Genomic DNA, 25984 nt, shown 5'->3' on the forward strand with positions numbered 1-25984 from the left:
ACGTATTCGTACAATCACACTTCCATATGTGTAATCAAAACGATTTGTATTATATCATCAAAAAAAGAAAAAATATTGCATAATCTCACAATTATATAGTACAATATCACTATTGAAAAGGATGTGGGAATTTATGCAGAGTGTCAGCACCAATCTTAACCTTCAGGAAACAAGAAGACACGGCAGTCCTGACTTTCCCCTGGAATTTAATACAGATGATACACGGGATTATTACAAGAATGATATTAACTGGCATTGGCATGAGGAATTTGAACTGGTCTATATTATAGAAGGATGTGTTGCCTGTCATATTAATCAGAGTGTATATGAACTTCAGCCAGGGGAGGGTATTTTTATTAACAGCAGTGTGCTGCACCGTTTTACCTCGGAAAAATACGGGATTATAACGAATGTGATATTTCTGCCGGCTTTTCTGGCTGCCAAAGAGAGCCTTATTTACAGAAAATATGTGATGCCGCTGGAAAAGGCTGAGATGCCATGTATTGTGTTAAGAAAAGAAGAAGTATGGAAAAAGCAGATGTTGTCTCTTTTACAGGAACTGTTTTCTAACCTGAAAACTGCTGAATGGAATGAATTATCTATTCGAAATCAGCTAAGCGAAATATGGCTTCTTATGTTTTTACAGTTGAACAGCGAACAGCTTGCCCCGAAAATGGTCAATGGTTCCGCCCATTCCAGGAAAATGCTGCAGGCTATGATTCAGTACATCCAGATGCATTTTGAAAGGCCAATTACCCTTGCCGATATTGCAGGGGCAGCTAATATCAGCAAAAATACTGCTTTGCGTTATTTTCAGGAAAATATAGGAATTTCTCCAGTGGAATACCTGATGCAGTATCGTCTGAATAATGCCTGCAAAATGCTTCGGGAAACCTCTGAGAAAATAACTTACATTGCCAGATGTGCAGGATATGACAACGTAAGTTATTTTAACCGGATCTTTAAGAAATACGTGGGAAAAACTCCGTCCCAGTACCGGGCGGAACGAAGCAGGGAGTGAACATCGAGTTGCTTAGTTTAACAGACTAATGGATTTCTTCAGCCACTCAATCATCATTTCTTCCCGCATAATAGCGCCCATGAGTACCAGATAGTCGCCGAATTCATTGGAATCACTGTCTGGAACCTGGGAGAATTTCTGCTGGTTGTTCTGAAGGTGCTTCAGGCGGGCGGTGTGCCTGTAGACCTGTTCTTCCAGCATAAATTTCCGTTCTTCTTTGGGCAGGCAGCTGCAGAAAAAAATCTTCAGTCGGGAGATGTCCTTAGGGGTGGGCTGGGCCGGCGTTTCTGAGGAGAGCCAGGACATGAAATCTGTCCGTCCCTTTTCGGTAATATGGTACAGCTTTTTCTCCAGGCCATTGTCGGAGGCTTCCTGCCTGTAGGCAACGCAGCCTTCCTCTGTAAGCTTCTTCAGTTCCGGATAGATCTGGCTGTGCTTGGCAGACCAGAACTCGCACAATGCGGATTCAAACTGCTTCATCAGATCGTATCCGGTCATTTTTTTTTGATTTAAAAGGCCAAGAATGGCGTATTTTAATGTTCTCATATGATTTCTCTTTCGTATTTAGGGATTCAAACATGCTTTAGTTTTCAATGCGGCATATTTCATATCATAGCACACCAGCAGAATTTTCCAACTCTTTTTCCTCAATTTCTCAATATTCTACAAAAAATCCATGGAAATATTGTTAATAATTACATGTAATAATTTATATGTCTATATTTACATATAAAACAAAATGTGCTAAGATAAACTGGCTTTGATAGAAAAATAACAAACAGAGAAAAGGAGAGACAAGATGAACTTAACCAGAAAACGGTGGAGAACCTTAATCGCATGCTGTTTCATCAATTTATGCCTTGGGTCCATTTATGTATGGAGTGTATTCGCAGCTTCCATGGCTGAGTTCTTAAGCACCAGAAATGGTGTTGCCTTAACCACAGCGGATCTTGCAATTGTGTATACCATTGCCAATTCCGTAGGACCGATTACCATGATCACAGGAGGAAGCTTTAACGATAAGTTTGGCCCGAAGAAGGTGATTCTTACAGGCGGACTTATGGTTGGAATCGGAATGATCGCTTCCGGGTTTGCCACAAGCGTAGGAGCCCTGATCGTGACATACGGACTGATCTTCGGACTTGGACTTGGAATGACCTACGGTACAGCGGTCAGCACATGTATGAAATTTTTCCCTGATAAAAGAGGCCTGATCGGCGGAATCACCACCGCAATTTACGGACTTGGATCCGTTATCCTGCCGCCAATCGTAACAGAGATAGTAGCAGTGACAGATGCGGCCGCAGCTTTTAAAATCGTAGGCGTCGCATTCCTGATCATCATTTGCGGATGTTCCTTCTTTATGGAGCAGTGTCCGGCAGATTTTGTGCCAGATGGATGGACACCGCCGGCAGTGGCAGCAGGAAATAAAGCAGAGAACAAAAACTGGAAAGAAATGCTGAAAACTCCGGTATTCTACGTTATGCTTCTTCTGTTTACCTGCGGTGCATTCAGCGGAATGATGGTAATTTCACAGGCATCTGCAGTTGCTGCCAATATGGTGGGAATGACCGCTATTATGGCAAGTACAGCCGTTTCCGTTCTGGCTGTTTTCAATGCTGCAGGACGTATTCTGGCAGGACTTTTGTCTGACAGGATCGGAAGGATTAACACCCTGTCTGTGGCAAGCGTGCTTGGAATCATCGGTCTTTTACTTTTATATATGACTGGTCAGGGGGGATACGCTACATTCTACATTGGAATTGCAGGAATCGGCTTAAGCTTCGGTTCTTTCATGGGTGTATATCCTGGCTTTACAGCAGACCAGTTTGGAGCAAAGAATAACAGTGTAAACTATGGAATCATGTTTATCGGCCTTGCAGGTGCCGGATACTTCGGACCTTCTGCAATGAGAAAAATCTACATGGCAGAGGGAACCTACCATGGCGCATTTCTGGTTGCCTGTGCATTTGCAGCAGCCGGACTGGCACTTACATTTGTGTACCGCTTTTTCGCAAAGAAAAAGGCGTGAAAAACACGAAATGAAAATATTGTTTAAATAATTGCACTATAAATAAAGAAACATATTGATTATATAAAAATTGTTATAAAAACACATAGAAAGGACCTTCACAATGGAAAGAAAATACCCGCATTTATGTCAGCCTATCACTTTAGGAAACGTAACCTTCCGCAACCGCATGTTTGCATCCCCGATCGGAGCAACCGATATTGACAAGGACTGCGTACCAGGCGAGAGAACCCGTGCCTTCTACGAGCTTCGTGCCAAAGGCGGAGCCGCAGCTGTAACCATGAGTGAGCTTGTAGTTCACCCGGAGACAGACGGTTCCCACATGCTTCATCTTGACCTTGCCACAGTTGGCTCCCTGGCTGCTTTCACCTTCACAGCAGATGCAATCAAGAGACACGGTGCAGTGCCAAGCGTGGAATTTTCCCATTCCGGCCAGTATGCAGGTACTTACATGGCAGATAAGAACAAAAAGCAGGGCCTGACCCAGTACGGACCAAGCGATGGCGTCCGTCCGGATGGAATGAAGGTAACTGCCCTTACCAAAGAGCAGATTGCAGACATTGTGAAGCGCTACGGCGAGACCGCCATTCTTGCAAAACGTGCAGGCTTTGAGATGATCATGATCCACGGCGGACACACCTGGCTTCTAAACCAGTTTATTTCCCCTTATTTCAACCACAGAACGGATGAGTACGGCGGAAGCTTCGAGAACAGAATGCGCTTCACCATCGAAGTGCTGAAGGAAGTGCGAAATGCAGTTGGCCCTATGTTCCCGATCGAGTTTCGTATGAGCGGTTCTGAGCTGTTCGAGGGCGGTTATGACCTGGACGAGGGTGTTCGGATCGCACAGGCAGTGGAGCCTTATGTAGACCTGATCCATGTATCCGCAGGATCCTACCAGTTCGGATTTTTCAGAACTCATCCGTCTATGTTTGCAGAGCATGGCGTGAATGTGTACCTTGCAGAAGAAATCAAAAAGCACGTAAGCAAACCGGTTGCCACCATCGGTGCCTTAAATGATCCGGCACAGATGGAAGAGATCATTGCGTCCGGAAAAGCTGATGTGGTTTACATGGGACGTGCCCTTCTGGCAGATCCATACCTGCCCCAGAAGGTTGTGTCCGGAAATGATGACAAGATCGTGAAATGTCTGCGCTGCTTTGCATGTATGGCAGAAAGACCTACCACACAGACCAGAAGATGTACCGTCAACCCGCTGATCGGACGTGAGATTGAAGGTACAGAGGTACTTCCTGCAGCTGTGAAGAAGAAAGTGCTTGTAGTTGGCGGCGGCGTAGCTGGACTGAAGGCAGCTGTGACAGCAGCCCTTCGCGGTCACAGGGTTGTGCTTTGCGAGAAGAGCGACAAGGTGGGTGGAATTTTAAAGTGCGAGCAGGCGATTGATTTCAAGCAGGAAATGTACCAGCTTGGTCTTTCCCTGGAAGCACAGGCAAAAGAAGCTGGCGTTGAGATCCGCTGCAACACAGAGGTGACTCCGGAATATGCAGAGGCACAGAATGCAGATGTGATGATCCTGGCAGTTGGCTCCAATCCGATTGTTCCCCCGCTCAAAGGTATGGACCAAGACAACGTGGTTGTCGTTAACAACTATTACCTGGAAAAAGAAAAGGTAGGCGATTCCGTTGTAGTTCTTGGCGGCGGTTTGGCAGGCTGTGAAGCTGCCATCCACCTTGCACAGGAGGGCAAAAAGGTGCATCTGGTAGAGATGAGACCTGAGCTTGCACCGGACGCAAACATCCGCCACCGTCCGATCCTGATGCAGATGATCGACAAGTATGTGGAAGCACATACCTGTTACCAGGGAATGGAAGTGACACCGGACGGCGTACTTTGCAAGGACGCAGATGGAAATGAGGTTTTGGTACCTGGAAAATCCGTAATCTGCGCAGTTGGCCAGAGAGCCAACCGTGATGCAGTAAATGCACTTCGAAATTGTGCACCTGTGGTACGCGAGATTGGAGACTGTGTCCGCCCAAGCAACATCACAAACGCAATTTACATGGGATATCACGCAGGTCTTGATGCGTAAAAATATGGAAAATGGAAAAGGCGTTCGCTTATGCGGGCGCCTTTCTTTGGTCTGCACTGTTGGAAATTGACACAGGACAGTGGGATGCCTTATAATGAAAAGAACAAAAGTTTTGCGGCACGCCTGTGCCTTAGCTATTCGGAGGTGCCATATACCAACAAAATTGTATTTATTGCAGCAATTTTTATATTCGGAATTCTTGCTGTGGGCAATGCAGTGGTGAAAAATAAGCGGTGGCTGGTTCATGCTTCCGCATATCTTTTCATGGCCTTTTATCTTGGTGTTGGAATTTTGGCTTCTGTGGGAGAAGGCAGTGTGCAGGAGCGCACCCAGAAACATATGTTTTGCCGTGGACGCTGTGTCTGACGGTGCATCGGCTGTGGAGATTCCAAAGCTTCTGAATATGCTGGGAAAAATTCTGGGATAAAATAGAAAGAGGGGTATAAAGAAAATGACAGAGAAATTTGAATTTAGAAATATTCGTCCAGATGAGGCAGAACAGGCAGTGGAAATCGAGCAGATCTGTTTTCCTCCCAACGAAGCCTGCTCTCCCAAAAGCATGAGAAAGCGTACCGAGCATGCATCTGAGACATTCCTGGTGGCAGTAGATAAGGCAACTGGTAAAATTGCGGGATTTTTAAACGGCGTCGCAACAGATGAAGAAGTGTTCCGCGATGAATTTTTTACGGACATCACCCTTCATGATCCAAAAGGAAAAAACATTATGCTCCTTGGCCTTGATGTGCTCCCGGAGTACCGTCACCAGGGTCTTGCCCGTGAGATCATGACCCACTACGCAGCCCGTGAGCAGGCCAAAGGCCGCAAATGCCTGTACCTCACCTGCCTGGACCAGAAGGTGGAAATGTACAAAAAAATGGGCTACACCGACGATGGCATCTCCGGTTCCGTCTGGGGAGGCGAAGAGTGGCACGATATGAGCCGTAAGCTTTAATTTGGGAAGATTCCATTTTCCAGGGAAAGGAGCGGCACACCTATGATTCGTCTTCAGGATATTGCAGATATGGCTGGGGTCAGCAGAACCACAGTATCGAATGTAATTAATGGAAATACGAAACGGGTTTCTCAGGAAACCATTGATAAAATAACGGCAATCCTTAAAGAGCAGAATTACGTTCCACATATGGGCTCTGTGATGCTGTCCGGTCATGGTTCCAGGATCATAGGAATGGTTCTTGGCTTTAATCAGACGCATGGAATGCAGTCTCTGCGAGATTCCTTTGTGGGCGAGCTTGTAGGAACCGTTCAGAGTGAGGCAGAAAGAAAAGGCTATTATGTTATGCTGATAGGTGGAGAAAACATTCAAAATGTGGTGGACATTGCCTCCAGGTGGAATGTGGAAGGACTGATTATTCTGGGATACAATGATGAAAAATACAAACAGCTGTCCCGGAAGCTAAACAAAAAAATGGTTTTGATCGATACCTATCCGGCTGGTGAATATTTTTTTCAAAATGTAGGGGTAGATGATTATTCAGGAGGATACCAGATTGGACAGTACTTGCATTCCTGTGGGTATGAAAAAGCACTTTTCCTGGCGGAGACGGACATTGACAGTGATTACAGCCGCTGGACCGGCTTTAAGCAGGCTATGGAAAAGGAAGGAAAATTCTGTAGCCGGACTCGTCTTGTGGTAGTGCCGGCTGAGAAAAAATATCGTCTGCAGAAATATCAGGAGCTTTTGCCCAGGTTTTTGCAGGTAAAAGCTTTGGCCTTTTCTTCTGACTATAATGCTATTGAAGCTATGAATTTTTTTCAGGATCAGGGGATCAAGGTTCCGGATCAGATCTCCATTACAGGCTATGATGACAGCATTTATGCCCAGATGGTGCGTCCTAAGCTGACTACGGTTCATCAGGATGTAAGTCAGAAAGCGTATCTTGCTTTTAGCCGTCTTCTTCGAATGATAGGGGGAGAACAGCTAAAGGAGATGAATGTAAAAAGTCCGGTACACCTTGTGCGAAGAGAATCTGTAAAAGAAAACGAAAGGAGTTTTTGACCGAATCAAGTAAGTAGCGAAGCGGATCTGGAATATCCGCTTGACCAACAGCCCGGCTGCAGGTATGCAGAGCCGGGCTGTTGCTGCGTTATGAATGAATTGTTCTTGAGTTGGGAAATACTAATTATAAGCTGCAAAGGTGACAGTTAGGCTTTAAAATTTGTCAAATGTGCATAAAATCAAGATGCGAAATTCAGCAGTTATTTAAGTTTCTCGAGAAACCTGTTGATTTTACTGCAATCACGCGATATGATAGAGCCACCAAAAGGGAAGCAGGACAGACGTGTTCAGGAAATGCTTTCACAAAAACAAATGCTGCGCAGCCTTCATAAAGGAAAAATGGAGGAATAAAAAATGAATAAGAAAATCGTTTGCACATTGATGGTTGGTACCTTACTGGCAGGTATGCTTACAGGCTGTGGAGGCTCCTCTGAAGGCGGCTCTTCAGCAAAAGGCTCCAAAGGAACAGAGCTGGAGCTTTTCTCTACAAAGGCAGAAAACAAAGACATTCTTCAGAAGCTGGTGGACAAATTTAACGAGACACATGAGGACGTGACAATCAAGATCACAGCTCCGGCAGATGCAGGAACTGTATTGAAAACCAGAATGGCGAAGAACGATATGCCGGACATTGTTGCAATGGGCGGTGATAATAACTACACAGAAGTGGAAAGCGCAGGAATGCTGGTAGACTTAAGTGGTGAGGATTACATTTCCACAGTTCAGGAATCCTACCTGCAGATGGTTTATGATGTAAACAAGGACAAAGAAGAAAAAGCATACGGCGTTCCATATGCAACAAATGCTTCCGGTGTCATTTACAATGTAGACAAGTTTGAAGAATACGGTATTGAAATTCCAAAAACCTGGGACGAATTCATCGCTGTGATCGAGAAGCTTCAGGATGCAGGAGAGCAGCCGCTTCTTATGACCTACAAGGATGCATGGACCAGCCTGTGCCCATGGAACAGTATGGCACCGGACCTTGCACCGACTACATTTAATGATGACCGTAAAGCAGGCAAGACTACATTTGTGGGAACTCACGAAGAAATCGTAGAGAAATACCTGAAGCTTCTTGACTATGCACAGGACGATTTCATGGGACTTACCTATGACGATGGAAATAAAGCATTCGCAAACGGCGAAGCAGCCATGATCGTCAATGGTAACTGGGCAATCAACCAGTATCTGAATTCTAATTCAGACCTGAAGGTTAATATGTTTGCATTCCCGGCATCCAATGACGAAGCACAGAATTATGTGACCTCCGGTGTTGATGTACTCCTTGGCGTATGCAAGGACAGTGCAAACGAAGAGATGGCAAAGGAATTCGTATCCTTTATGCTGGAACCGGAAAACGCAAAAACGTATATTGAAGACCAGTTCGCTTTCTCTGCTGTAAAAGGCGTAGAGCAGGAAAACGAAACCGTTGCAGGTGTAAAAGAAGACATTGCAAACGGCAAGGTTGCCAACTTCCCGGACCACTACTATCCATCAGGCTTTGATCTTTCCGCTCTGATTTCCGAGATGTGCCTGAACTACACAAACGGAATGGACAATGAGGAAAATATGAACCAGTTCCTTGCACAGTGCGACGAGAAATATGATATTGCAAATGTAGATTGATCTGCTGATCAAAGCAAGAGAAGCCCTCTTTAGCCTCTGCAGGATAAATGTATATAAATCCGACAGAGGCTAAAGAAACCTGATATAGATGAGGAGAGGATCTCATGAAGAAAAAAACATCACGGAAAAGACCGGCAGTAAACCGGATCTACTACATTTACGTAGGAATCCTTGCAATCCTGTTTTTTACATTCCATACAATCCCATTTCTGAAGGGTGTTATGTACAGCTTTACAGACTGGAGAGGCTACGGAGACTGGAACTTTGTAGGACTTCGGAATTATATCCACATGTTTTCCGATGCAGATACCGGAAATGCATATTTATTTACATTTAAGTTTGCAGTGATCACGACTATCCTGGTCAACGTAATCAGCCTGATTCTTGCCTGTGCCTTAAATGCAAAAATCAAATTTAAAAATACCATCAAAGCATTCTACTTCCTTCCATACATGCTTGGAAGTCTGATTGTTGGATTTATTTTTAACTATATTTTCGCAAATCTCATTCCTCAGCTGGGAAAAGGACTTGGCATCAAGGCCTTAAGCGTAAATATTCTTGGAACCAACAATGCCATCTGGGGCATCATTGCCGTATCCCTCTGGATCGGATGTGCATTTAATACATTGATTTATATTGCAGGACTTCAGTCTATTGATACAGATGTGTATGAAGCAGCTGACCTGGATGGTGCAACCGGGTTCCGTCGATTCAGCAAGATTACCTTCCCCCTTCTGGCTCCGTCCTTTACTATCAACATGGTTCTTTCTGCAAAAGGCTATCTGATGGTTTATGACCAGATCATGGCCATGACAGAAGGAGGTCCTGGAACCAGCACTACCTCTATTGCCGTGTTAATTTATAAGAAAGGCTTTGGCGGCGGACAGTTTGCTTACCAGTCTGCCAATGCTGTTATGCTTTTTATAGTAGTTGTGCTGATTTCTGTATTCCAGCTGCGTGTACTTGAGAAGAGGGAGGAAAAATTAGGATGAAACACAATACAGTAAAAGTAAAAGAGCGTTATAACTGGCCTGTTACGATTCTTCTGATCATTGGAATTGTAGTAGTCATTCTCCTGCCTCTTTATATGGCACTTATGATTGCCATCAAAGACCCATCTGATATGAACAATATTCTGGCACTTCCAAAGAAAATCCGTCTTCAGAACTTTGTGGATGCATGGGTAATGACAGATTTTCCGCGAAAGTTTTTTAACACTGCATTTATCACTGTGATCAACCTGATTTTCACCCTGATCACAAACTCCTTTGCAGCTTATGCAATTACAAGAAACCGTAAGAAGAGCAAATTCTTCTCCCTTATGTATTACTATTTTATCAGTGCCATGTTTATTCCCTTCCAGGTAATTATGCTGCCATTGGTTGTACAGGCAAATACCTTCCACCTGGATAATATTTTCGGAATCACTTTCCTGTATATTATTTTTGGTCTTCCTATGAATACCTTCCTGTATACAGGTGCTGTAAAAGCAATTCCGGAGGCACTGGACGAAGCTGCAATGATTGATGGTGCAAACCCCATCCAGATTTTCAGCAGAATTATTTTTCCGGTATTAAAACCAACCACTGCAACGGTAGCGATTCTTTCCTTTATGTGGACCTGGAACGACTTCACTATGCCGTTGGTGCTTTTAAGCGATGAGAGCCAGCAGACCCTGCAGCTTGCACAGTATGTGTTTAAGAAACAGTTTTCCGTAGATTACAATCTGGCATTTGCCTCCTATCTGCTTGTACTGCTTCCTGTACTGATCGTGTACATCTTCTGCCAGAAATGGATCATGAATGGCGTTGTTGCCGGAGCAGTGAAATAATCATCGTATGTGAACACTTGAATGCTGAAAAATAAGACAGAAAGGAATTGCTTTGTATGAAAAAAAACTGGTGGAAAGAAAGCGTTGTATATCAGATCTATCCCAAAAGCTTTAACGACAGCAACGGGGACGGAATCGGAGATATCAACGGAATTATAGAAAAACTGGATTACTTGAAAGAGCTTGGCGTTAATGTTTTGTGGATTTCCCCTATGCTGGAGTCTCCTCAGGATGACAATGGCTACGACATTTCCGATTACCGCAGAATTTACAAGGACTACGGAACTATGGAAGACTATGAAAAGCTTCTTGAGGAAGCGCACAGGCGTGAAATCAAGGTGCTTATGGATCTGGTGGTAAACCATACCTCTGATGAGCACCAGTGGTTCCTGGAAAGCAAAAAATCCAAAGACAATCCATACCGCGACTACTACATCTGGAAAAATCCGGTAAACGGAAAAGAGCCTAACAACTGGGGCGGTGTTTTCGGAGGTTCTGCATGGGAATATGATGATGAGACACAGATGTATTATCTCCATCTTTTTTCCAAAAAACAGCCTGATCTGAACTGGGAAAATGAAAAGGTCCGCCAGGAAGTCTATGATATGATGAAATTCTGGTGCGACAAGGGAATCGATGGCTTCCGCATGGACGTGATCAGCATGATTTCCAAGGACCAGTCCTTCCCGGAGGGAAAGGTTGGCAGCGGTCTTTATGGAGATTTCGGTCCGTACTGTGTTCATGGACCAAGGGTTCACGAATTTCTTAAGGAAATGAACCGTGAAGTTCTTTCCAAATATGATATCATGACAGTTGGGGAAACATCCGGTGTCACCATAGAAGAGGCACAGAAATATGCAGGAGAAAACAGCGGTGAGCTAAACATGGTTTTCCAGTTCGAGCATGTGGAGGACGCTTCCCAGCATGTGGAGTTTGGCAAATGGACTACAGCCAGATATGATTTCAAGGCATTCAAAAAGACCATGATCAAGTGGCAGGAGCAGCTTCAGGGAAAAGCATGGAACAGCCTGTTTCTTGGAAACCATGACCAGCCCCGAAGCGTATCCAGATTCGGAAATGACAATCCTGCCTACAGAGAGACCTCTGCGAAAATGCTGGCAACCTGTCTGCATATGATGCAGGGTACCCCTTACGTATATCAGGGGGAAGAGCTTGGAATGACCAATGTCTATTTTGACAAGCTTGAAGATTACCGCGACATAGAGAGCATTCAGTATTACACAGAGCTGACAGATTCCGGACTTATGGATCCGGATTACATGATGAAATGTCTCATGCTCAGAAGCCGTGACAATGCCAGAACTCCTATGCAGTGGAATGATTCTGAGCAGGCCGGATTTACCAAGGGTCAGCCCTGGATCAAGGTAAATCCTAATTATAAAGAGATCAATGCAAAAAGCCAGCTGGCAGATCCGGATTCCATTTTCCACTATTATCAGAAGCTGATCCGCATTCGTAAGGAAAAGGATATTGTGGTATATGGCGAGTTTGAGCCGCTGTACCGTGAGGACGACCAGATTTTTGCATATATAAGAAGGCTTGGGGAAGAAAGACTTCTTACTGTCTGCAATTTCAGTGAGCATCCGGCAGAAATGGAAATTCCGGAGGAATTTACGAAAGCCAGATGTCTGATCTCGAACCTTGAAAGAAAGAGCTTTGAGGGAAAAATTGTGCTGAAGCCTTATGAGGCATTCGTGCTCTATAAATAAAGCAGGCTCTGGAGCGTGTTTGAAAAAGATTTTCTGCAAGATGTGCGTCACACTTTGCGGGAATGGTTTTTAAACACGCTCCATTGTTGTATTCATCAATAAATATTTGTTATTGACAGTTTATTTTCTGCATGATATGATAAATTAGATTTTGGAAGACGAAGATACAGAGTAACAGACAGAGTCTTTTCAAAGCAATTGTTTTGGACCACCCGATCAGGGTTAAGGCCATACGGACAGCCGGGTCCACTGCCGATTATGGTAACTTTGGTTACCTTATTGATTGAGTTAAAAGCTCAAATTTTATAAGTAGGTTCCTTTGATAACCGCGATGCGCCAGAAGCGCAGACTTGTGAAACGGTCAATAAGAGTAGTAAAAGTATAATTGCTATATAGACTCTGACACCCATGATCCAGAAGCATTATTTATGAAAACGAAAAGTACATCCTTTTCTTTTTATGTTGTAAATAAAGCAGATAAATACCGATCAAAACGCAGGTTTGTGGTTTAGTGCCCTTGCCTGCGCTTTTTTTATGTAATGAGAATTGTTTTATGGAATAGACTGCAGGATTGCTGATTGAGGGATTAAGCAAAGGAAACCGGAAATGGAGGAATGATGATAGGAAGTCGTTTTAAACTGAACCAGAATCATGCACCTATACATGAAGCTCTGGAGACCTTTAGACGAATGAGAGTTGTGCCATTTGATGTTCCAGGACATAAGCGTGGAAGAGGTAATCCGGAGCTGACAGAGTTTCTTGGACAAAAATGTGTAGGGGTGGATGTTAACAGTATGAAGCCTCTGGACAACCTTTGTCATCCGGTCTCCGTAATACGGGAAGCAGAAGAGCTGGCAGCAGATGCTTTTGGCGCAGCACATGCATTTCTGATGGTAGGGGGTACAACAAGCTCTGTTCAGACAATGGTATTGACTGCCTGTAAGCGTGGAGATGAAATCATACTGCCGCGTAATGTTCACAGAAGCGTTTTAAATGCCCTTGTTCTGTGCGGCGCAATCCCTGTTTATGTAAATCCGGAAGTGGATCAAAGACTTGGAATATCCCTGGGAATGCGCAGGGAACAGGTTGAGAAGGCCATAAAAGAGCATCCCAAGGCAGTTGCAGTGCTGGTAAATAACCCGACCTATTATGGAATCTGCAGCGATCTTCGTGCCATTGTGAAGATGGCCCATGACGCAGGAATGCTGTGTCTGGCAGATGAAGCACATGGAACCCATTTTTATTTTGGCGGCGGGCTTCCGGTTTCTGCCATGGCAGCAGGTGCAGACATGGCATCTGTATCCATGCATAAGAGCGGAGGAAGTCTTACACAGTCAAGTCTTCTCCTTACAGGCCCGGGGGTACACGCAGGCTATGTGCGCCAGATCATTAACCTGACTCAGACCACCTCAGGAAGCTATCTTCTGATGTCAAGTCTTGATATTTCAAGAAGAAACCTTGCCCAGCGCGGCCGTCAGATCTTTCATCAGGTAGCCGATATGGCAGAATATGCCAGAGAGGAAATTAATGCAATCGGCGGCTATTATGCATTTGGAAAAGAACTGGTAAACGGAAATTCAGTTTTTGATTTTGACATTACCAAATTAAGTGTACATACACTGGACATCGGACTTGCGGGAATTGAGGTTTATGATATTTTGCGGGATGAATATGATATCCAGATAGAATTCGGTGACATCGGAAACATACTTGCCTATCTTTCCATTGGTGACCGTGCCCAGGAGGTGGAACGGCTTGTAAGTGCACTTGCAGAAATCCGCAGACGTTTCCAGACTGACGGCTCCGGGCTTTTGAGCCAGGAGTATATTGACCCGCAGGTAATAACCAGTCCACAGGAGGCTTTTTATGCGGACAAATGCAGCCTGCCTCTTCGGGAAACAGAAGGAAAGGTCTGCAGTGAATTTGTCATGTGCTATCCGCCTGGAATTCCTATTCTTGCACCTGGAGAGAGGATTACAGCAGAGATCCTGGATTATATTGAATATGCGAAAGCAAAGGGCTGCAATATGACAGGACCGGAGGATCCGGATATTTTGAAACTGAATGTTCTGAAAGGGAGGTAAAGGCAATGGAAATGTGGTTTTCAGAATTTCATACACCGGATGTGAAGCATAGCATCCGGGTAAACCGTCAGCTTTATTCGAAACAGAGTGATTATCAGAGAATTGATATTTTTGAGACACCGGAATTTGGCCGTGTGCTGACTTTGGATGGCAATGTAATGCTCACAGAAAGAGACGAATTTATTTATGATGAGATGATCACCCATGTGCCCATGGCAATCCATAAGGAGGCCAAGGATATCCTTGTAATTGGTGCAGGAGACGGCGGTGTTGTCCGTGAACTGACCAGATATGACAGAGTCAGACGCATTGACCTGGTAGAAATGGACCCTATGGTTGTGGAAGCCTGCCGCGCATATCTTCCCGGAAATGCATGCAGACTGGATGACAGAAGAGTACACCTTCATTACGAAAATGCACTGAAATTTATCAGAAGGTGTGAGGGAAAATACGACCTTATTATTGTAGATTCCTCCGATCCCTTTGGACCCTCTGAAGGACTTTTTACCCGTGAATTTTATGGGAACTGTTACAATGCACTAAAGGACGACGGAATTATGGTAAATCAGCAGGGAAGTCCCTTCTATACCGAGGATGCACATGCCATGCAGCGCAGCCACAAGAAAATTGCCAGTACCTTCCAGATCAGCCGTGTTTATCAGGCACATATCCCCACATTTGCTGCAGGCTACTGGTTGTTTGGATTTGCAAGCAAAAAATATCATCCGGTAGATGACCTGGATCCTGAGGCATGGAATGCATTAAATCTTCGCACACGTTACTATACAACAAGACTTCATAAAGGAGCATTTTATCTTCCTGCATTTCTGGAGGAGATGCTAAAAGAAGTGGAGGAATAACATATGATCCGACCTAACGTAGAAACCTTTATCGGCTGTGAAAGCAGCTTTGAGGAAGCATCTGTAGTTCTTTACGGGGCACCGTTTGATTCTACAACAAGCTTTCGACCGGGTGCCAGATTTGGTCCGTCAGCCATGCGCCATGAAAGCTTTGGCCTTGAGACCTACAGTCCCTATCAGGACAGAGACCTTATGGATATCCGGGTATTTGACAGCGGAGATCTGGAGCTTTGCTTTGGAAGCAGTGAAATGGCTCTTTTGGATATAGAAAAGAGAGCAAAGGAAATATTAAAAGCAGATAAGCTCCCGCTGCTGCTGGGAGGGGAGCATCTGGTGACCTTAGGGGCGGTACGGGCTGTCTTTGAGAAATATCCGGATCTTCATATTATTCATTTTGACGCACATGCAGATTTAAGAGATGATTATCTGGGGGCAAGGCTAAGCCATGCCTGCGTGCTGCGAAGATGCCACGACCTTTTGGGAGATAACCGCATTCATCAATTCTGCATCAGAAGCGGTGAGAGAGAAGAATTTCAGTTTGCCAGATCCCATACGGATTTTCATCCATTTGCCTTTGATGGTCTGAAGGAGACGGTGAGGGAGCTGAAGGAGATAAAGGCTCCGGTATATTTTACAATTGATCTGGACTGTCTGGATCCATCAGCATTTCCGGGCACAGGAACACCGGAGGCAGGAGGGGTAAGCTTCCTTGCGCTTCTTGATGCGATCCGCACGGTTTCCCAGACAAATATAGTGGGGGCAGACGTTAATGAACTGGCACCTATGCTGGACGTAAGTGGTGTTTCCACTGCGACAGCATGTAAGGTTCTCAGAGAGCTGCTTCTGGCAATTACAGAATAAATCAATCTGGTATCAAAGGGGTCAAAAAACCTTTTGACCCCAACATCATCAATATGAAAAGGAGAATGATTATGAGCAGAGTACTTGTAATCGGCTGCGGAGGAGTAGCCAGTGTAGCAATTCAGAAATGCTGTCAGGCAGATGAGGTATTTACGGAGCTGTGTATTGCAAGCCGTACAAAGGAAAAATGTGATGCACTTGCAGAAAAATTAAAGGGAAAGACAAAGACTGTTCTTACTACAGCCAAGGTTGATGCAGATGATGTGAATCAGCTCATCGAACTGATCAATGGTTATAAACCGGATCTGGTCATGAATATTGCACTTCCTTATCAGGATCTGACCATCATGGATGCATGTCTGGCCTGTGGCGTAAATTATATGGACACAGCGAATTATGAGCCGGAGGATACCGATGATCCAAAGTGGCGTGCCATTTATGAAAAACGCTGTAAAGAAGAGGGATTTTCCGCTTACTTTGACTATTCCTGGCAGTGGGCATATCGTAAAAAATTCGAAGATGCAGGGCTTACCGCACTGCTTGGCTGCGGATTTGATCCAGGCGTTACACAGGCATACTGCGCTCATGCATTAAAGCATGAATTTGACCAGATTGATACCATTGACATTCTGGACTGCAACGGCGGAGACCATGGATATGCATTTGCCACAAACTTTAACCCGGAAATCAATCTCCGTGAAGTAAGTGCACCGGGAAGCTACTGGGAAGACGGACACTGGGTGGAAATCCCGCCGATGGCAATTAAGAGAGAATATAACTTTGACCAGGTAGGAGACAAGGACATGTACCTGCTCCATCATGAGGAAATTGAGTCTCTTGCAAAAACAATTCCAGGTGTAAAACGGATTCGTTTCTTTATGACCTTTGGACAGAGCTATCTGGATCACATGCGCTGTCTTGAGGATGTGGGCATGCTTTCCACAACCCCGATCCAGTACAATGGACAGGAAATTGTCCCCATTCAGTTTTTGAAGGCACTGCTTCCGGATCCTGCAAGCCTTGGACCACGTACAAAGGGTAAAACAAACATTGGCTGTATCTTTACCGGCGTAAAGGATGGAAAAGAAAAAACCTATTATATTTATAATGTATGCGATCATCAGGAATGCTATCATGAGGTTGGAAGCCAGGCAATCAGCTATACAACAGGTGTTCCGGCAATGTGCGGCGCACTTATGATGCTGACCGGGAAATGGATCAAACCAGGTGTATATACAGTAGAAGAATTTGATCCGGATCCGTTCCTGGAGGCTCTTGATCAGTATGGTCTGCCACGCAGCGAAAGCCATAATCCGAAGCTGGTAGACTGATGGAAGGATTGGATAAAAGAGCACCATTTACAGCAGCCGGCGGAATCATTCCGCCGGAATTCCGAAACATAAAAACACCCTGCTATATCCTGGATGAAAAAGCACTTATAAAAAACGCAAAGCTTCTTGGTAAAGTGGCGAAGGAGACAGGCTGTAAGATGCTTCTGGCACAGAAGGCCTTCAGCAATTATGACTGTTACCGCTTTTTTGAGCCGTATCTTGCAGGCACAGAGGCCAGCGGACTGTTTGAGGCAAGGCTTGGTGCAGAGGAAATGCCCGGAAAAGAGGTACATGTATTTTGTGCCGGCTATCGGGCTGATGAATTTGAGGAGCTGCTTCATTATGCAGATCATATTGTGTTTAATTCTCCCTCTCAGCTTCTTCGTTTTGGCTTGATGGCGAAAAAAGCAGGGAAAAGCGTGGGGCTTCGGATCAATCCGGAATGCTCTACCCAGGAAGGACACGCGATTTATGATCCCTGTGCACCGGGAAGCCGCATGGGCACCACAAGAGCTCAGTGGGACGAAGCAATTTTAAAGAATCCGGAGCTTTTGGATTTACTGGATGGCATTCATTTTCACACTCTCTGCGAACAGGACTCGGATGATCTGGAGAAAACCCTTGCTTCTGTAAAGAAGAAGTTTGGCGATCTGGTATCCCGGATGAAGTGGATCAATTTTGGCGGCGGCCATCATATTACAAGACCGGGATATGACATTGAACGACTTAAGCGATGTATTCAGATGGCAAAAGAGGAATGGAATGTAGAGGTTTATCTGGAACCGGGGGAAGCGTGGGCATTAAATGCCGGATTTCTTCTGACCAGTGTGCTGGATGTTTTGAAAAACGCAGAGACACAGCTTGCGATTGTAGATGCCAGCGCAGCCTGTCACATGCCGGATGTACTGGAAATGCCCTATCGTCCGCCGCTTCTTGGAGCTGATGAGAGGGAAGAGGGAATTACCGTCCGGCTGGGAGGTCCCACCTGTCTGTCAGGAGATGTGATCGGAGACTATAAATTTGGTCAGCTTCCTAAATATGGAGATCTTCTTATGTTTGGAGATATGGCCATTTATACCACCTGCAAGAACAATACCTTTAACGGAATGCCATTACCTGATATCTGGCTCAGACAAGCCGATAACACTATGGTGCAGCTTACAGATTTTGATTATACAGATTTTAAAGGAAGACTTGGAAGGCGCAGATAGCGCCTTCCTTTTTTTATTTGTACTTTAATGATTTGATTTTTTACACATCTTTATACAATCTTAATACGAAATCAGATACTCTTATACCATCTTTAAGGGCAATTATATATAATGGGATGCAACAAAAAAGTAATTGTTCGTAAGGAGTTCTGATTATTTATGCCGAAAAAATCATATAAGAAAAAACATCTGACATCTTTTCAGCTGATAATTCTGGGATTTGCAGGAGTGATCCTTTTGGGAAGCTTTCTTCTGATGCTTCCCTTTTCATCTGTTGATAGAACACTGACTCCGTTTCATGAGGCTCTTTTTACAGCCACTTCGGCGGTATGTGTTACAGGGCTTGTTGTGAAGGATACCGGAAGCTACTGGTCGGTGGCAGGCCAGACGATTATTCTTATGCTCATACAAATAGGCGGACTTGGAGTGGTAACTGTAGCTGCATCCGTTTCCCTTCTCTCCGGTAAAAAAATATCCCTCATGCAAAGAAGCACCATGCAGGATGCAATTTCTGCGCCTAAGGTTGGTGGAATCGTCAGATTGACAAGGTTTATTTTAAAGGGAACATTTTTGATTGAGGCTGCCGGGGCATTGTTTCTGCTGCCGGTTTTTTTACCGGATTACGGGGGAAGGGGAATCTGGCTGTCCGTCTTTCATTCCATCTCCGCTTTTTGCAATGCAGGATTTGATATTCTGGGAACCGCTGCCAATCCCTTTCCTTCCCTGACCGGGTATTCTGCAAATGCCCTTGTAAATGTGGTAATTATGCTTCTGATCGTCATAGGAGGAATCGGTTTTCTCACCTGGGATGATATTTATATAAACAAACTGAATTTTAAACGCTACCGCATGCAAAGCAAGATTATTCTTATGACTACCGCATGCCTGATTTTGTTTCCTGTTGTTTTCTTTTTCACCTGCGATCTGAAAAATTTATCCACAGGAAACCGTTTATTGGCTGCGGCGTTCCAATCGGTAACTACAAGAACTGCCGGATTTAATACCATTGACATTTCAAAGATGAGTGAACCCTCAAAGGCAGTTATGATATTGCTAATGCTGATCGGCGGTTCGCCTGGTTCTACAGCCGGTGGAATGAAAACCACAACATTTACAGTTCTTGTTTTAAATGCAATTGCCACATTCCGAAGTCAGGAAAATGCAGGGGCCTTTGGACGAAGACTGGAATATCATGTGATAAAAAATGCAGCAACAATCGCCATGCTTTATTTTGTATTGTTTTTTTGCGGCGGGCTTGCAATCAGTATATATGAAGAGCTTCCTCTTTTAGACTGCCTGTATGAGTCTGCTTCAGCTGTGGGAACAGTAGGACTTACATTGGGAGTTACGCCAAAGCTTCATGTTTTTTCACAAATTGTGCTGATTATACTAATGTATCTGGGGCGTGTAGGTGGTCTGACCCTGATTTATGCGGTACTTTCCGGAAAAAACAGGGGGAATGCAAAGCTGCCTCTGGAGAAAATAACAGTTGGATAAGAAGGAGAAAATAAAATTATGAAAAGTGTATTGCTTATTGGACTTGGAAGATTTGGAAGACATATTGCCATGCAGTTAAGCCAGCTGGGTCATGAAATCATGGCGGTTGACTGGAATGAAGAAAGGGTAGACAAAGCATTGCCATTTGTGACCAATGCGCAGATCGGTGACAGTACCAATGCTGAATTTTTGCGTTCCCTTGGAATTGGAAATTACGATATCTGCTTTGTGACCATTGGAGGAAGCTTTCAGAATTCCCTTGAAACCACTTCACTTTTGAAGGAACTGGGAGCAAAACTGGTAATATCCAGAGCTGAACGTGATGTTCAGGAAAAGTTCCTTTTGCGAAACGGTGCCGACAAGGTGGTTTATCCGGAAAAGCAGGTTGCAAAATGGGCCTCTATCCGTTACACAGATGACCATATCCTCGATTATATGGAGGTGGATGCTTCCCACGCAATTTTTGAGGTGGAGGTGCCGGAAGAATGGGTTGGAAAAACAGTAGGAGAGCTGGATATCCGAAAACGCTACAACATTAATATTCTGGCAGTAAAAAATGAAGGAGAATTCGGTATTGCAATTTCACCGGATACGTATTTTGAAGAGCATAATAAACTGCTGGTGTTAGGAGAATACAGGGCACTTCAGAAGTGCTTCCGCATATAGTCATTTGTTATAAAGATGTTGCTATAGAGGTGAAGACAATGGCAGAAGGAATATTGACAATTACTGTATTTTGTATGTTTGGACTTGGATTTTATATTGCAAATAAAGCAGATCAGTTTTGGGGCGAAATTCAGGAAAATACGGAAGAAAAGCAGCATTTATCAAAGACATTGTTTTTGAATACTCTTTCGGATGAAGAATTGTTAAGAGAGATTCATGAGTGTAAAATTGAATATAAGGAAGCTGAAATTATAATTTTTGATGCACAGTCCAGGGATGAAAAAAAGGATTTTGACCATAATACAGTTGCATGATATAATTGCAAAAAAGGCAGAAAAAGGGAGCAGGCCGGATGAGCTTAATAACAGAGAAGAATAACATAAATTCAGAGGAACATATCCTTGTTTGTTTGTCAGCAGCACCCTCCAATAAAAAAATAATAGATACAGCGACCAAAATGGCAGAAGGGCTGCAGGCGCGTTTCACCGCCCTGTATGTGCAAACTGGTACAAAAGCAGAAGCCATGGATAAAGAAAGGCTGGAAGAGCATATCCGGTATGCAGAAAAGCTGGGAGCAGAAATCGTAATGACTCACGGGGAAAACATACCGGTACAGATTGCAGAGTATGCCAGGCTGTCCAATGTTACCAAAATCGTGATCGGACAAAGTAATGCCAGACGAAATCACTTTTTAAGCAGGATGACTCTGACAGAAAAGCTGATTGAGCTTGTACCGGACATTGATATCCATATTATCCCGGATGCAGTCAAAACCAAAACCTATCAGAAAAGGCCATTTGCATGGTATATGGAAAAACCATCTGTAAGGGATTATTTCCTGACGGCTTTTATATTTGCAGTGTGTACCCTGATTGGTCTTTTGTTTCAGAAGCTGAATTTCACGGATACGAATATTGTAACCATATACATTCTGGGAGTTTTGCTTACCTCCATTGTGACAGATGGCTATCTTTGCAGTGTGGCAGGCTCTTTCTTAAGCGTTTTTTTATTCTGTTTTTTCCTGACAGAACCAAGAATGTCTTTTCAGACCTATGCTGTGGGTTATCCTGTGACCTTTCTCATAATGCTTATTTCATCTGTGCTTACAGGGGCACTTGCAGCAAAGCTGAAAACACATGCAAAGCTTTCCGCACAGCTTGCCTTTCGCACGCAGATTCTCTTTGATACAGATCGTTTGCTGCAAAAGGCAAAAGGAGAAAGAGAAATTCTTGATGTTACCTGTACACAGCTTCTTCGTCTTCTGAATCGTAATATTACAGCATATGTAGTAGAAAATAACGCTTTATCAGAGGGAAAGCTTTTCTCTGGGGCAGGAGAGGACACAGAAGACTTCCTGACAAAAGAAGAGCAGCAGATAGCCAGATGGACCTATGAAAACAGGCAGCGTGCCGGTGCATCCACACATCATTTTCCACAGGCCAAATGCTTATATCTGGCAATTCGAAGCGGGAACAATGTTTACGGTGTAATTGGAATACCGCTGCAAAAGGAAACATTGGATTCTTTTGAATACAGCATCCTGCTGTCTGTGATAAATGAATGTGCGCTTGCAATGGAAAACGCACAAAATGCCATGGAAAAAGAGAAAAATGCAGTGATAGCCAAAAATGAACAGCTGCGGGCGGATCTTCTTCGGGCAATTTCCCATGATCTTCGAACGCCCCTTTGCTCCATTTCAGGCAATGCAGATATGCTTCTTGGCAACAGCGAACGCCTGGACGAAGCTACAAAGCACCAGATTTATACGGACATCTATGATGATTCTGAATGGCTGATTGGAGTTGTGGAGAATCTGCTTTCCATTACCAGGCTAAATGATGGAAGACTGAAATTTAAATTTTCAGATCAGCTTTTAGATGAGGTGATTGCAGAATCCCTGCGGCATATCAGCAGGAAACATGATGACTATAGAATTGTATCCGATTGCGAAGAGCTTGTTCTTGCACGTATGGATGTCCGCCTGATCATTCAGGTTCTGGTAAATCTAATTGACAATGCCATAAAATATACGCCGCCGGGTACAGTCATCTGCATTCAGGGAACAAAAACAGATGGAAAAGCGCAGATCAGCGTAAAAGACAATGGCCCCGGAATCCCAGACGAAATGAAGCCGCATATTTTCCAGATGTTTTATACCGGGAAAACAACAGTTGCGGACAGTCACCGAAGTCTGGGACTTGGCCTGGCACTTTGCCACTCTATTATAGAAGCCCATGACGGAACTCTGATACTGACTGACCATGATCCTCATGGATGTAATTTTACTTTTACTTTACCCTTAAGTGAGGTGACCTTAAATGAATAAAGCATTAATTCTGGTGGTTGAGGATGACAGACCTATAAGAAACCTGATCATTACTACATTAAAGACACATGATTATAAATATCTGGCAGCAGAAAACGGCTCATCGGCCATTCTGGAAGCGTCCTCCCATCATCCGGATATTGTTCTTCTGGATCTTGGACTTCCTGATATGGAAGGCGTAGAGGTGATAAAGAAAATCCGTACCTGGTCCAACATGCCGATTATTGTGATCAGTGCCAGAAGTGAGGATACAGATAAAATTGAAGCTCTGGATGCAGGTGCGGACGATTATATTACGAAACCATTTTCCGTAGAGGAATTACTTGCGCGTATTCGCGTTACACAAAGGAGACTTGCAATCACGCAGACAGGTGAACAGCCGGAAACCTCTGTTTTTACAAATGGTGAATTGAAGATAGATTACAGCGCCGGCTGTGCATATCTGAAGGACGAAGAATTACATCTGACACCCATCGAATATAAGCTGCTCTGTCTTTTATCCCGTAATGTAGGAAAAGTACTGACGCACACTTATATTACCCAGCAGATCTGGGGACGGTGCTCCGAAAATGACATTGCCTCCCTTCGCGTTTTTATGGCAACACTGCGAAAAAAACTGGAACGGGAAAAAAATGGGATGCAATATATCCAGACGCATATTGGAATTGGGTATCGTATGATTAATAAAAGCCATTTCGCCGGATGATATTCTGTGATATGATTCCCCTTAAGCAGACAAGGTAAATAACCAAAATCTGCTTAAGGGGATTTTTTTTCTGAAATCAGGGATATTTTTGGTTTTTATCCGTCTAATCTATGTAAATAAAAAAGCTGGCCGGCATGAAAGGTGGTAACGAATTGACAAAAGAAGAACTTGGACAGTTGATTCTTTCTTCAGAACGACAACTATATGCAACTGCAAAAACAATCCTTGCGGATGATCAGGATTGTGCCGATGCAATACAGGAATCAATTGTAAAAGCATTTACAAAAATTCATACATTAAAAAAGGATCGTTACGCAAAAACATGGCTGATACGAATACTGATCAACGAATGCTATAACATTGCGAGGCAAAAGAAAATGAGTGAGCAGTTAGATGAGTCCTATGTTGAAAATCTGACCTGTCACGAGGAACATTATGACTACAGCGAGCTTTATAAAGCAGTCAATACCCTTAAGGAAGAACTGAGAGTACCGGTTATTTTGTACTACATGGAAGAATTCAGTGTAAAAGAGGTTGCACAGATTCTTGACATATCAGAAGGCGCGGTACAAAAGAGACTTGCAAGAGCCAGGGAAAAACTAAAAAAAGTCGTTCAATTAGAGGAGATATTTGCATGAGATTAGACGGATTAAAAAATGATTTGCCGGAAACACCGGATTTTATTCACAATATGATACAGGAAGAGGTTGCAAGACAGACAAAAATAACGAATATGGTTCCAATGAAAAAGAGACACAAATATAAATGGAAAATGGGACATGCTGCAGCTGTTGCGTTAATTTGTATAATGGGAACATCTGCGGCAGCCTATGCAGGAACCAAGCTGTATTACATGTATTTGGAGCATAGGGGGGAATATAGTGTTGCCACAGGAATTAATGTGGACGAAGGCGCAAAGAAGACAAAGCTTCCCAAAGAAATAAAAGATATAGAAATTTCAGCCGGATATATTCCTGAGGGAATGGAATGGATGGATGACTACAAGCTAAGTTATTCGGACACACCATACCTGGGCGGTATTTCCATATCCTCTGTGCTTATAGATCAGGATGATCTGGGCAAGACATGGATCGATAAAGGGGTTATTGAAAGCGAAGAACTGACCTTTGGTGAACATGAGGGCGTATATGTGAAGCTGTTGGACCTGAAACAGGACAAATCCTTTGATAAACGGATATATCTGTTTTATCCGGAAGAATATCGGGTATTCACTATTTACTTTGGCGATGATGTTACAAAGGAAGATGCCATTAAATTTGCTGAAAATATGACCATCACAGAGAAAGAAGACCTAATTGAAACAAAGGGACTGCAAACCTGGAGTGATATGGTAAATCCTGTGGCAGATACAGGCGAAATCAGAAACAAAGTTGCGGAGGATCAGATCACCATAAATGGCATTGGGGATACCATGGCGTTAGAAGCAATGTATGAGGATACAGAAGGAAATACGGATATTTCCGATGGGATTTCGGTTTGTGCAGACAGCATTCAGGTTTTGGATAACCTTAGCGTACTTGAGGGAGCAGACATTCCGGAAGAATGGAAAACGGCTGTTACAGGTGATGGCAAGCTCAAACAGAACCATTTATCTTATGTTAAATCCGGTGACGGAGAAAATACATTGGACAAAGTTGTAGACGAAGCAGCTGTAAATCAGAAGCTGGTTTATGCACAGGTTACCTATACCAACAATACAGATGCTGAAATGAGAAATATTTTATATCATGGCAGCCTGGTGACAATCAAACATGAAAACGGTTCGTACAGGATTTATCTCCCATCTGAAGAGCCTGGTGATGGCTACGATTATTACATGGAAGATGGCGTGGCAAAAACAGGCTCCATGACATATTGCAGTGCGGTGGAAGATTATGGAAACGGCGGCAATTATATTGGAGCATTGGCCCCGGGAGAATCCGTTCAGGTGGTGATGGCATGGATCGTGGATGAAACGGACCTGGATAACCTGTATCTGAATCTGAATTCAGATGGCGGCTTTGTTGAATTTACAGATTCAATGCTAAAGGGAGGACTGGTTTCCTTCTAAATCATAAAGCTGGTGCCGGATTTTATAATAGTCCGGCATCGGCTTTTTGACCTTTTGCCCC

General features: G+C 43.9%; 24 protein-coding genes. 22 read left to right on the plus strand and 2 right to left on the minus strand.

Annotated features, from left to right (window positions below; translation table 11 throughout):
* The first annotated feature begins 133 nt into the window (after positions 1-133).
* Positions 134-1021: an AraC family transcriptional regulator gene (locus H8S54_RS04230; RefSeq protein ID WP_186900984.1), complete on the plus strand. Its 888-nt coding sequence runs from the start codon at positions 134-136 to the stop codon at positions 1019-1021.
* 12 nt (positions 1022-1033) lie between these two features.
* Here the strand turns inward: H8S54_RS04230 and H8S54_RS04235 are convergent, their stop codons facing one another.
* Positions 1034-1567, minus strand: coding sequence for a PadR family transcriptional regulator (locus H8S54_RS04235; protein ID WP_021926726.1), 534 nt, complete (start codon positions 1565-1567; stop codon positions 1034-1036).
* Between the two features lie 253 nt (positions 1568-1820).
* Between H8S54_RS04235 and H8S54_RS04240 the strand changes: the two genes are divergently transcribed.
* The 9 genes from H8S54_RS04240 to H8S54_RS04280 all read left to right on the plus strand — a co-directional run bounded on the left by H8S54_RS04240 (position 1821) and on the right by H8S54_RS04280 (position 12310).
* On the plus strand, positions 1821-3053 hold the full coding sequence (locus H8S54_RS04240; RefSeq protein ID WP_186900985.1) for an L-lactate MFS transporter: 1233 nt from the start codon (positions 1821-1823) through the stop codon (positions 3051-3053).
* Between the two features lie 103 nt (positions 3054-3156).
* Complete coding sequence (locus H8S54_RS04245) at positions 3157-5103, plus strand: oxidoreductase (RefSeq protein WP_186900986.1); 1947 nt, start codon at positions 3157-3159, stop codon at positions 5101-5103.
* Between the two features lie 84 nt (positions 5104-5187).
* On the plus strand, positions 5188-5469 hold the full coding sequence (locus tag H8S54_RS04250; protein ID WP_186900987.1) for a hypothetical protein: 282 nt from the start codon (positions 5188-5190) through the stop codon (positions 5467-5469).
* Between the two features lie 85 nt (positions 5470-5554).
* A complete protein-coding gene (locus H8S54_RS04255; RefSeq protein WP_186900988.1) occupies positions 5555-6055 on the plus strand; it encodes a GNAT family N-acetyltransferase in 501 nt (166 codons plus the stop codon).
* 42 nt (positions 6056-6097) lie between these two features.
* Positions 6098-7120 carry a LacI family DNA-binding transcriptional regulator gene (locus H8S54_RS04260; protein WP_186900989.1) on the plus strand — a complete coding sequence of 341 codons (1023 nt, stop codon included), beginning with the start codon at positions 6098-6100 and terminating at the stop codon, positions 7118-7120.
* Positions 7121-7474: 354 nt separating this feature from the next.
* Positions 7475-8749: an ABC transporter substrate-binding protein gene (locus H8S54_RS04265; protein ID WP_186900990.1), complete on the plus strand. Its 1275-nt coding sequence runs from the start codon at positions 7475-7477 to the stop codon at positions 8747-8749.
* Between the two features lie 104 nt (positions 8750-8853).
* A complete protein-coding gene (locus H8S54_RS04270; protein WP_186900991.1) occupies positions 8854-9741 on the plus strand; it encodes a carbohydrate ABC transporter permease in 888 nt (295 codons plus the stop codon).
* Positions 9738-10580 carry a carbohydrate ABC transporter permease gene (locus H8S54_RS04275; protein WP_186900992.1) on the plus strand — a complete coding sequence of 281 codons (843 nt, stop codon included), beginning with the start codon at positions 9738-9740 and terminating at the stop codon, positions 10578-10580. The genes H8S54_RS04270 and H8S54_RS04275 overlap by 4 nt, the downstream gene beginning before the upstream one ends.
* A gap of 56 nt (positions 10581-10636) precedes the next feature.
* A complete protein-coding gene (locus H8S54_RS04280; RefSeq protein ID WP_186900993.1) occupies positions 10637-12310 on the plus strand; it encodes a glycoside hydrolase family 13 protein in 1674 nt (557 codons plus the stop codon).
* On the opposite strand, the gene H8S54_RS19300 is transcribed toward H8S54_RS04280, so the two are convergent.
* Positions 12213-12416, minus strand: a complete 204-nt coding sequence (locus H8S54_RS19300; RefSeq protein ID WP_408610256.1) for a DUF6783 domain-containing protein — start codon at positions 12414-12416, stop codon at positions 12213-12215. The genes H8S54_RS04280 and H8S54_RS19300 overlap by 98 nt on opposite strands.
* A gap of 508 nt (positions 12417-12924) precedes the next feature.
* Here H8S54_RS19300 and H8S54_RS04285 point away from each other — a divergent pair.
* The 12 genes from H8S54_RS04285 (at position 12925) to H8S54_RS04340 (ending at position 25923) form a co-directional block, all read left to right on the plus strand.
* The gene (locus H8S54_RS04285; RefSeq protein ID WP_186900994.1) at positions 12925-14394 is read left to right on the plus strand and encodes an aminotransferase class I/II-fold pyridoxal phosphate-dependent enzyme; all 1470 of its coding nucleotides are present in this window, start codon (positions 12925-12927) and stop codon (positions 14392-14394) included.
* A 5-nt stretch (positions 14395-14399) separates the two neighbouring features.
* Positions 14400-15254, plus strand: coding sequence for a polyamine aminopropyltransferase (gene speE / locus H8S54_RS04290; protein WP_021926739.1), 855 nt, complete (start codon positions 14400-14402; stop codon positions 15252-15254).
* Between the two features lie 3 nt (positions 15255-15257).
* Positions 15258-16115 (plus strand): agmatinase, encoded by an 858-nt coding sequence (gene speB / locus H8S54_RS04295; RefSeq protein WP_186900995.1) that lies wholly within the window; start codon positions 15258-15260, stop codon positions 16113-16115.
* A gap of 71 nt (positions 16116-16186) precedes the next feature.
* The gene (locus tag H8S54_RS04300; RefSeq protein WP_186900996.1) at positions 16187-17446 is read left to right on the plus strand and encodes a saccharopine dehydrogenase family protein; all 1260 of its coding nucleotides are present in this window, start codon (positions 16187-16189) and stop codon (positions 17444-17446) included.
* Positions 17446-18657, plus strand: coding sequence for a carboxynorspermidine decarboxylase (locus tag H8S54_RS04305; protein ID WP_186900997.1), 1212 nt, complete (start codon positions 17446-17448; stop codon positions 18655-18657). The genes H8S54_RS04300 and H8S54_RS04305 overlap by 1 nt, the downstream gene beginning before the upstream one ends.
* Before the next feature lie 159 nt (positions 18658-18816).
* Positions 18817-20154, plus strand: coding sequence for a TrkH family potassium uptake protein (locus H8S54_RS04310; protein ID WP_186900998.1), 1338 nt, complete (start codon positions 18817-18819; stop codon positions 20152-20154).
* A gap of 18 nt (positions 20155-20172) precedes the next feature.
* Positions 20173-20820 carry a potassium channel family protein gene (locus H8S54_RS04315; protein WP_021926744.1) on the plus strand — a complete coding sequence of 216 codons (648 nt, stop codon included), beginning with the start codon at positions 20173-20175 and terminating at the stop codon, positions 20818-20820.
* 38 nt (positions 20821-20858) lie between these two features.
* Positions 20859-21134 (plus strand): hypothetical protein, encoded by a 276-nt coding sequence (locus tag H8S54_RS04320; RefSeq protein ID WP_186900999.1) that lies wholly within the window; start codon positions 20859-20861, stop codon positions 21132-21134.
* A gap of 38 nt (positions 21135-21172) precedes the next feature.
* Positions 21173-23146: an ATP-binding protein gene (locus H8S54_RS04325; RefSeq protein ID WP_186901000.1), complete on the plus strand. Its 1974-nt coding sequence runs from the start codon at positions 21173-21175 to the stop codon at positions 23144-23146.
* Entirely contained in the window at positions 23139-23852 is a 714-nt protein-coding gene (locus tag H8S54_RS04330) for a response regulator (protein ID WP_021926747.1), read from the plus strand. The genes H8S54_RS04325 and H8S54_RS04330 overlap by 8 nt, the downstream gene beginning before the upstream one ends.
* Before the next feature lie 152 nt (positions 23853-24004).
* Complete coding sequence (locus H8S54_RS04335) at positions 24005-24490, plus strand: RNA polymerase sigma factor (RefSeq protein ID WP_173766775.1); 486 nt, start codon at positions 24005-24007, stop codon at positions 24488-24490.
* A complete protein-coding gene (locus H8S54_RS04340; RefSeq protein ID WP_117852384.1) occupies positions 24487-25923 on the plus strand; it encodes a DUF4367 domain-containing protein in 1437 nt (478 codons plus the stop codon). Before H8S54_RS04335 ends, H8S54_RS04340 begins: the two co-directional genes overlap by 4 nt.
* The last annotated feature ends 61 nt before the right edge of the window (positions 25924-25984 follow it).

The sequence above is a fragment of the Blautia segnis genome (assembly GCF_014287535.1).
Lineage (GTDB): Bacteria > Bacillota > Clostridia > Lachnospirales > Lachnospiraceae > Blautia_A > Blautia_A acetigignens.